The sequence below is a fragment of the Bacillus sp. Medicinal_06 genome (genome assembly GCF_056711665.1).
On the sequence record NZ_JBWYHD010000074.1, the window covers coordinates 1 to 380 of the forward strand.

The 380-nt window shown below is 50.5% G+C and carries 1 tRNA gene and 1 rRNA gene; both read right to left on the bottom strand.

Annotated features, from left to right (window positions below):
• Positions 1-45: 45 nt before the first annotated feature.
• Positions 46-122: transfer RNA gene (locus AC1M36_RS28550), tRNA-Met, on the bottom strand.
• 11 nt (positions 123-133) lie between these two features.
• Positions 134-249, bottom strand: a 5S ribosomal RNA gene (gene rrf, locus AC1M36_RS28555).
• Positions 250-380 lie beyond the last annotated feature (131 nt).

The window sequence follows — 380 nt, forward strand, 5'->3', positions numbered from 1 at the left end:
CCTGCGTGACAGGCAGGCATGTTAACCACTACACCACGGGACCATTGGTTGCGGGGACAGGATTTGAACCTGCGACCTTCGGGTTATGAGCCCGACGAGCTACCGGACTGCTCCACCCCGCGACGATTATAAAGCCTGGCAACGTCCTACTCTCACAGGGGCAAGGCCCCAACTACCATCGGCGCTAGAGAGCTTAACTTCCGTGTTCGGTATGGGAACGGGTGTGACCTCTCTGCCATCATTACCAGACTTATGAAGGTATATTCCTTCAAAACTAGATAACATTTGCTTCATATTATATGGTTAAGTCCTCGATCTATTAGTATTCGTCAGCTCCACATGTCACCATGCTTCCACCTCGAACCTATCAACCTGATCAT